General features: G+C 67.6%; 8 protein-coding genes. 4 read left to right on the forward strand and 4 right to left on the reverse strand.

Features of this window, described 5'->3' with window-relative positions; genetic code table 11:
- On the reverse strand, positions 1 to 699 hold a 699-nt coding region (locus AD428_RS19035; protein ID WP_053246225.1), incomplete at its 3' end, for an alpha/beta fold hydrolase.
- A gap of 186 nt (positions 700 to 885) precedes the next feature.
- Here AD428_RS19035 and AD428_RS19040 point away from each other — a divergent pair.
- Both AD428_RS19040 and AD428_RS19045 read left to right on the forward strand, forming a co-directional pair.
- The gene (locus AD428_RS19040; protein ID WP_053246226.1) at positions 886 to 1,935 is read left to right on the forward strand and encodes an NADP(H)-dependent aldo-keto reductase; all 1,050 of its coding nucleotides are present in this window, start codon (positions 886 to 888) and stop codon (positions 1,933 to 1,935) included.
- 149 nt (positions 1,936 to 2,084) lie between these two features.
- The gene (locus AD428_RS19045) at positions 2,085 to 4,247 is read left to right on the forward strand and encodes a TonB-dependent siderophore receptor (RefSeq protein WP_235490974.1); all 2,163 of its coding nucleotides are present in this window, start codon (positions 2,085 to 2,087) and stop codon (positions 4,245 to 4,247) included.
- Between the two features lie 13 nt (positions 4,248 to 4,260).
- Here the strand turns inward: AD428_RS19045 and AD428_RS19050 are convergent, their stop codons facing one another.
- A complete protein-coding gene (locus tag AD428_RS19050) occupies positions 4,261 to 5,064 on the reverse strand; it encodes a metallophosphoesterase (RefSeq protein ID WP_053246228.1) in 804 nt (267 codons plus the stop codon).
- A gap of 168 nt (positions 5,065 to 5,232) precedes the next feature.
- Between AD428_RS19050 and AD428_RS19055 the strand changes: the two genes are divergently transcribed.
- Complete coding sequence (locus AD428_RS19055) at positions 5,233 to 5,643, forward strand: lysozyme inhibitor LprI family protein (RefSeq protein ID WP_053246229.1); 411 nt, start codon at positions 5,233 to 5,235, stop codon at positions 5,641 to 5,643.
- Between the two features lie 29 nt (positions 5,644 to 5,672).
- On the opposite strand, the gene AD428_RS19060 is transcribed toward AD428_RS19055, so the two are convergent.
- A complete protein-coding gene (locus AD428_RS19060; RefSeq protein WP_053246230.1) occupies positions 5,673 to 6,323 on the reverse strand; it encodes a response regulator in 651 nt (216 codons plus the stop codon).
- Between the two features lie 310 nt (positions 6,324 to 6,633).
- On the opposite strand from AD428_RS19060, the gene AD428_RS19065 reads away from it, so the two are divergent.
- On the forward strand, positions 6,634 to 7,740 hold the full coding sequence (locus tag AD428_RS19065; protein WP_053246231.1) for a porin: 1,107 nt from the start codon (positions 6,634 to 6,636) through the stop codon (positions 7,738 to 7,740).
- 51 nt (positions 7,741 to 7,791) lie between these two features.
- On the opposite strand, the gene AD428_RS19070 is transcribed toward AD428_RS19065, so the two are convergent.
- Positions 7,792 to 8,081 (reverse strand): SURF1 family cytochrome oxidase biogenesis protein (locus AD428_RS19070; protein WP_304438955.1); only part of this gene is annotated, 290 nt, incomplete at its 5' end.

Here is an 8,081-nt window from a genome sequence, read left to right on the forward strand (position 1 = left end):
GATGGTTTCGGGGTGGCGCGCGGTGCCGTACTCGTCCTGCGCGCCGTGCAGGGCGAGCACGGGGCAGGTCACGCCGGGCAGCGTGGCGCGCAGGCTCCAGTCCGCGAACGCGTCGGCTGTCCAGGTTTCGGTCCAGGCTTGCAGCACCCAGCGGGCTTTGTCGCCGTGGTAGCGGCGCAGGCGGTCGAGCTGGGCAGGGTCGCGGAACGCGATGCGCGCCTGGGCCACGCCGTCGCGCGTGTAGTCTTCCACGAAGGCCTGGGCGGATTCGGTGATGAGCGCGCGGCAGCCGTCCGCGTGGCGCGCGGCGCAGGCGACCGCCATGCCGCCGCCCACGCTGTGGCCCATGAGCACGAAGGACTCCAGCTCCAGTTGCGCGCGCAGCGCGGCGAAGCCCTGCTCGGCTTCCAGCGTGACGAAGGCCGGATCCAGCGGGCCGGGGTGAGGGTCCGAGCGGCCGAAACCCAGGCGGTCGTAGGCGATGACCCGCCGGCCCAGGGTGCGCGCCAGGGCTTCGGGAAAGCCCCGCCACAGCGCCACGCAGCCCAGGGAGTCGTGCAGCAGCACCACCGGCGGCAGGACGTCCCGGGCGGGCAGCCACTGGCGGGCGTACAGCCGCCCCTGCCCGGTTTCTATCCATACGTCGCGCGCTTCGATGGGAGCCGCGCCCTCAGCCTGCGTGCTGCCTTGCCCTTGCATGGTGTTCCTTTCTGGATGGCGGAGATCCCCGCGGCCGGGCCTGCCGTCCGGCGGCGGGAGCGAAAGGCGCATTGTCCGCCACGCGGGCGGGCCTTGTCATCCGCCGGCCGCCGCTTTCAGCCCCAAGCAAAGCGCGCGGGGTTAAGGTAGCGCTTTTCCCGTCTTTCTCTCACCACGGAGCTGAACTTGAAAACCCGCAAACTCGGCCGCACCGGGCTGGACGTGAGCCTGATCGGCCTGGGCACCATGACCTGGGGCGAGCAGAACACCGAAGCCGAAGCCCACCAGCAGCTCGACTACGCGCTGGAGCGCGGCGTCACCCTGATCGACACGGCGGAGATGTACCCCGTGCCGCCCATGGCGCAGACGCAGGGCCTGACCGAGACTTACATCGGCACCTGGCTCGCCAGGACCGGCCGCCGCCGGGAGATCGTGCTGGCGAGCAAGGTGGCCGGTCCGGTGCGCGACCCCAAGCGGCCCGGCCACATCCGCGACGGCAAGACCTTCCTCGACCGCAAGAACCTCACTGCCGCCCTGGATGCCAGCCTCAAGCGCCTGCAGACCGACTATCTCGACCTCTACCAGCTACACTGGCCCGACCGCACCACGGCCACTTTCGGCAAGCTGTCCTATCCCTGGGTGAAGGACGAGCACACCGTGCCCGTCGAGGAAACCCTGGATGTGCTCGATGGCTTCGTGCGGGCGGGCAAGGTGCGCTACGTGGGCGTGTCCAACGAGACGCCCTGGGGCGTGGCGCAGTTCCTGCGGCATGCCGAGGCGCGCGGCCTGCCGCGCATCGCCTCCATCCAGAACGCTTACAACCTGCTCAACCGGGTGTATGAAATCGGCCTGTCGGAATTCAGCCACCACGAAGACGTGAGCCTGCTCGCCTATTCGCCGCTGGCCATGGGCGTGCTTTGCGGCAAGTACCTGGACGGCGCGCGCCCCGAGGGCGCCCGGCTGACGCGCTACACGCGCTTTACCCGCTACAGCAATCCGCAGGCCGAGGCGGCGGCCCGCGAATATGTGGCCCTGGCGCGCGAGCACGGACTCGCGCCCGCGCAGATGGCGCTGGCCTGGGTCAACCAGCAGCCTTTTGTCGCCAGCAACCTGATCGGCGCCACGACCATGGCGCAATTGAAGGAAAACATCGACAGCGTCGACATCACGCTGCCGCCGGAACTGCTGCAGGCCATCGACGACATCCACCGCAGGCATCCCAATCCCGCGCCTTGAGGCGAGGCGCGCCGTCCGGCCGGCGGCGCTCCGGCGGCCGGACGCCGGGGCCCGCGACAGGTCCGGCCACCGGAATTATTTTGGTAATGATTCATATTTGTATTAAAAATCTGACTTTTTCCAACCCGCTTTTTCTTTGGAGAAATGTCTTGGCAGATCGTGCCCATTCCTTGCCCGCCCGCGCCCGGGCGCGCGGCGTCCGGCTCCTTCCCGCCGCGCTGCCCCTGGCCCTGGGGCTGGCTTTTCCCGCTGCCGCCCAGCAGGCCGCGCAGCCCGACGGCCCGGTTGCGCAACTGCCCGCCGTGACGGTCAAGGCCAGCGCGGTGGATGACACGCTCCAGCACCTGGAGGCGCCCGTGAATACCGGCGCCCTGGGCAGCCGCAGCCAGCTCGAGACGCCTTTTTCTAGCGCCGTGGTCAACGCGGCGGACCTCGAGAACCGCCAGGTCTCCAAGCTGGGCGATGTGTTCGCGCTGGACGCCTCGGTGTCGGACAACGGCTCGTCCAGCGGGGCCTGGGCCAGCTACCTCACCGTGCGCGGGCTGCCGCTGGATTGGCAGAACTCCTATCGCATCGACGGCAAGCCCTTTCCCAGCTACGTGGTCACGCTGCCCTACGAACAATTCGAGCAGATCGACCTGCTCAAAGGCGCGTCCGGCTTCATGTACGGCTTCGGTTCGCCCGGCGGGATGCTCAACTACGTCACCAAGCGTCCCACCGACGAGCCCGTGCGCAGCATCGACTTCGGCTATCTTTCCAAGGGCCTGCTGCGCGAGCATGTGGACCTGGGCGGCCGCGCGGGGCAGGACGGCGCGCTGGGCTACCGCCTGAACGCCACCCACGAGGAAGGCAATACCTACAACAGCGGCTCGCTCTACCGGGATTCGGTGTCCCTGGCCCTGGATGCGCGCCTCACCGACCGCCTCGTCTGGGATTTCCAGTCGCTCTACCAGGACCGCAAGGCCATCGGCCAGGATCCCACCATCTATGCCGGCACGCTGCCCGACGGGGCCGGGCTGCCGTCTCCGGTGCGGGCCGACGACAATCGCCTGGTGGGCGAGGGCACCTACGCCGACACCCGTTTCCGCTTCTATTCCACCGGCCTGAAGTTCCGTCTCGACGACCGCTGGACGCTCAGCACCGACTACAGCTACAGCTCCACGCGCACCCGCCGCAACGAGTCGGTGCTGATGCTGCGGAACAGCGCCGGCGACTACGACGACTATCGTTCGGACTACGGCGAAGCCTATGGCTACAACCAGTGGCGGGCCATGGCCGAGGGCCGTTTCGCCACCGGCCCGCTGCGGCACCACGTGGTGCTGGGCGCATCCTGGGAGAAGCGCAAGAACGACTACAGCGCCAACGGTGTGTACGAGCCGAAGGGAACCGGCAATCTCCACGACCCGAACCGCAACGTCTACGACAGCGAAGGCAGCCTGGACCTGTACCGCGCGGCGGAAATCACGCAGAAGGCCGTGTTCGCCAGCGACACCCTGGACCTGGGCCGCGGCTGGTCGCTGCTGGGCGGCCTGCGCTACACCGATTACGAGCAGCGCGGCTTCGACGCCACCGGCGCGCAGTCGTCGAAATACGACAAGAGCGGCGTGCTCACGCCCACCGTCGCGCTCATGTACAACGTCACGCCGCAGACCATGGTGTATGCCAGCTACATCGAGTCGCTGGAGCCTGGCTCGTCCGTGGGGCCGCTTTACGAAAACGATGGCGAGCTGCTCGATCCGCTCAAGAGCCGGCAATACGAACTCGGCGTGAAGACCAGCCACGAAGACTGGGCCGCCACCGCGGCGCTGTTCCGCATCGAGAAGAAAGCCGAGTACGCCAACGCCGCCAACGAGCTGGTGCAAGACGGCAAGTCCGTCTACCAGGGCCTGGAACTGGGCGCCTCGGCCCGCGTGGCGCGCGACTGGACCGTGGGCGGCAGCCTCATGCTGCTCGATTCCGAGTACCGGAAAGGGGCCGGCAACGTCGGCAACCGCGTGGCCGGCGCGCCGAAGTTCGTGGCGGCGGCCCAGGCCGCCTACGCGGTGCCGGGCGTGCCGGGCCTGAAGCTGCGGGCGGACGTGAAGTACACGGGAGCCACCATGCTGCTCGCTTCCAACGACGTCGAGGTCGGCGGCTACGCCATCGTCAACGTCGGCGCCACCTACGACACGCGCATCTACGGCTACGAAACCACCTTCCGCGCCGGCATCAACAACCTGGCGGACAAACGCTATTGGCTGTACCAGTCGGAAGGCTACGTCAAGGCGGGGGATCCGCGCACCTACGGCCTGAGCGCCAGCCTGAAATTCTGAGGCGGGCGATGCGTCAGACTTCCCACACCTTGCCGGGCGCGTAGTCGCCCTGCTCGCCTTTCTTGGCATAGCCGAGCGGGTTGGCCACGACCCGGCAGCCGTTCCGGACGTAGTCCTGGGCGCAATGCAGGTGCCCGTGCATCCAGCAGTCGGCCAGCGGCAGCAGGTCGTCCAGCGCATTGCAGAAACCGGCGGTGCCCGGCGTGACGCCGTAGCGCGGATCGGCGCTGGCCAGGGTCGGGGCGAAGTGGGTGACGACCACGGTGCGGCCGGCGTGCGGGGCGCGCAGCGCGCGGGCCAGCCATTCCTGGCAGGCCAACCCCTCCTCGCGCATCTGCTCGGCCATGAACGGCGCGCCATGGCGGCGCATCTCCGCCTTGGCCAGGTAGAAATCGGCCGCGCGGAAAGCCTTGCCGCGCTTGTTCAGCACGGCGGTCAGCGTGTCGCCGGGCGCGGCCAGCGCGTCGAAGTCCGTCCACAGCGTGGTGCCCACCAGCCGCACCCCGTCCAGCACCAGGACTTCGCGCTCCAGCCAATGGATGTCCAGCGCCTGGCAAAGCTCGCGCAGGCGCGCATGGGTTTCGTCGAAGTCGCGGTTGTCGTATTCGTGGTTGCCCGGCACATAGACCACCGGCGTGGGCCAGCCCCGGCGGGGCGAGTAGCGGCCCAGGCCGAAATCGTCTTCCTGGAGGCGGCTGCCGCTGCGGTAGGAGCCGATGTCGCCCGCCAGCACCAGCAGGTCTGCCCCGGGCGCGGGGCGGGCCTGGAAAGTGGGATCGGTTTCGAGATGCAGGTCCGAGAGTAGCTGGATTTTCATGGGGAACGGCGACAAGGGGCAGGCCATTATCTTAGCGTCGCGCCCGGCGCGGTTAAGGATGGAAGCAAACGGCATGGTACGGTTGCTGCGCGCGCCGGCCGATTCTTCTATGGTGTCGGTGTTCCATTGCGCCGCGCGCGCAATTTCCCGGCGACAGGAGAAACATCGATGCGGCATGCGACAGCGGGCGTTGTTCTGGCGGGGCTGGCCCTGGCGGCGGGCGCCCAGGCGCAGGGCCTGAACTGCGCCGACCCGGCAACCCAGACCGACATGAATCTCTGCGCCGACCAGGCTTACCGCAAGTCGGACGCGGAGCTGAACGCGGCCTACAAATCGCTGGTGGCGCGGCTGCACAAAGACAGACAGGCGGAGTCGCGGCTCAATACCGCGCAGCGCGCCTGGCTGGCGTTCCGCGACGCGGAATGCGCGTTCGCGGCGGGCGGCGTGCAGGAAGGCAGCGCCTATCCCATGGCCCAGGCCCGATGCCTGGACCGGCTGACGCGCGACCGCACGCGCGCGCTGCGCGATTACCTCGAGTGCGGCGCAGGCGACCTGGACTGTCCGGCGCCGGCGGACTGACGGCGCCGGGGCCTTTGCGGGCGCCGCTTCTACGGAAAAATGCCGCTCGTGACGCAGAACGCGACCAGCTCCTGGTCGGTCTGCACGTTGAGCTTGCGCATGGCCGAGATCTTCTGGCCGCTGACGGTCTTGATGCTGCGCTTCAGGCTCTCGGCCACCTGCATCATGGATTCGCCGCGCACGAAGTGCCGCAGCACCTCGTATTCCTTGGGCGACAGGCTGTTGATGCGTTCGCCGATGAACTTGTTGCGCGCGTCGATGGCGCCGTCGCGCTGGAAGCCGGGCGGGTAGTAGCGGCGGCCGGCCTGCAGCGTATGCAGGGCGGCGGAAATCTCGTTGAGGTTGTGGCGCTTGAGCACCACGGCGGACACGCCGGCGTCGTAGAGGGCCGAGATGATCATGGGGTTGGACACCATGGTCAGCACCACCACGCGCGGAACCGGAAAGTGCCGCCGCAGGTACTTGACCAGGCGGATGCCGTCGCCGTAGGTTTCGTCGCCCGGCATGGAGTAGTCGGTGATGATCACGTGCGCGGGGTGGCGGCGCAGGTGCTCGACCAGGGCCGTGGGACTGTCGAGCGTGGCGGTGACCTCGAAGCTGAAGTCCTTCTCCAGCAGGTCCCGCATGCCCATCAGCACCAGCGGATGATCATCGGCAAGGACGATGCGGAGTCGGGTCATGGGTGGGCGGTCGATCGAAAGCTGTGATTTTGCGTTGCCGCCGCCGAGGTGGGCGTTAGGACTTATCTGAACGTTTGCTTCTGAAATCTGATTCCCGTTCAGCCCTTGTCTAATGGGCACGGACGCCGTTGCCACCGGCCTGCCGCGGCCCGGCTTGTTCTGCGGTTGATCCGATTTTTTCCCTGAATTTGCGGGTAAATAGCCAAAAAATGTCTGAAATTGAACTAAAATCCGGTTCGGGAACCCCACCTCGGCTATGCCAAACGTGTGGTTCCTTTTTCTTTTTCCACACCATTCAGGAGTTCAACGGATGAAAAAGACGCTGCTCGCAGCCGCCATGCTGACCGCATTCGCAGGCACCGCTCAGGCAGAAACGTCAGTCACTCTCTATGGTGTCATCGACACCGGCATTGGCTACAACAAGATCAAGGGCGACGGATACGACGGCAGCAAGCTGGGCATGATCAACGGCATCCAGGCCGGCTCGCGCTGGGGCCTGCGCGGCTCCGAAGACCTGGGCGACGGCCTGCGCGCCGTGTTCAAGCTGGAAAGCGGCTTCGATTCGGGCAACGGCGGCCGCGGCCAGAGCGGGCGCCTGTTCGGCCGCCAGGCCACCATCGGGTTCGCCAACGACGCCTGGGGCTCGCTGGAGTTCGGCCGCCAGGCCACCGTGGGGTCCAACTACCTCGCCGACATCGATCCGTTCTACACCAGCTACACGCAGGCCAACCTGGGCCTGGGCTTCAGCGCCGCCAACACCATGCGCTGGGACAACATGGTCATGTACCGCACGCCCAACGTGAATGGCTTCGAGCTGGGCGTGGGCTATTCGTTCAACGCGGACGACACCATCGGCGACCAGAGCGGCTTCGGCACCGCGGACAACACCCGCGGCATCACGGCCGGCCTGCGCTACCTGCGCGGCCCGCTGAACGTGACCCTCACCTACGACCAGCTCAACGGCTCGAACCGCGCCTCCATCGACCACAGCGCCACGCCGCGCCAGTACGCCGTGGGCCTGTCCTACGACTTCGAAGTGGTCAAGCTCGCCGCCGCCTACGGCCGCACCACCGACGGCTGGTTCGTTGGCCAGGACCTGCCCTCCGGCACGCCCTACAGCGACCAATTCGGCAGCAGCCGCTTCGTGGACGGTTTCCGGGCCAATGCCTACATGCTGGGCGCTACCCTGCCCATCGGCGGCGGCAGCAGCCTTTTCGCCTCCTGGCAGCGCGTGGATCCCAACAACGCCGACCTGACCGGCGGCGACGAAACCATGAACGTCTGGAGCCTGGGCTACACCTACGACCTGTCCAAGCGCACCAATCTGTACGCCTACGGTTCGTACGGCAAGGATTACGCCTTCATCGACGGGCTCAAGAGCACGGCCCTGGGCGTGGGCATCCGCCACACGTTCTGATCCGGCGCGCGCTTGCCGGCGCGCGGCCCGCATGGCGCGGGCCGCGCGGGTTCAGTTCCTGCGCGAACGGTTTTCCTCGCGCACGACGATGAGCGCGCCGATGATGACCATGAGCGCCAGCGCGTACCAGGTGATCGCGTAGCTGAGGTGGCTGTTGGGAAAGGCCAGCACGGTGAGGCCCGCGACGGGGGCCGAGGCCGGATCGCGCGGCGCGCCGGGCACCGCCTCGGCGTCGATGAAATAGGGCGCGACGTCGGCCAGCCCGCGCGCCGCCGCGATGGCGGGCAGGTCGCGCGTATACCAGAGGCCGGCGGCCGGATCGTTGTGGCGCAGGAAGGCGC

This window comes from Achromobacter sp. DMS1, from assembly GCF_001270295.1.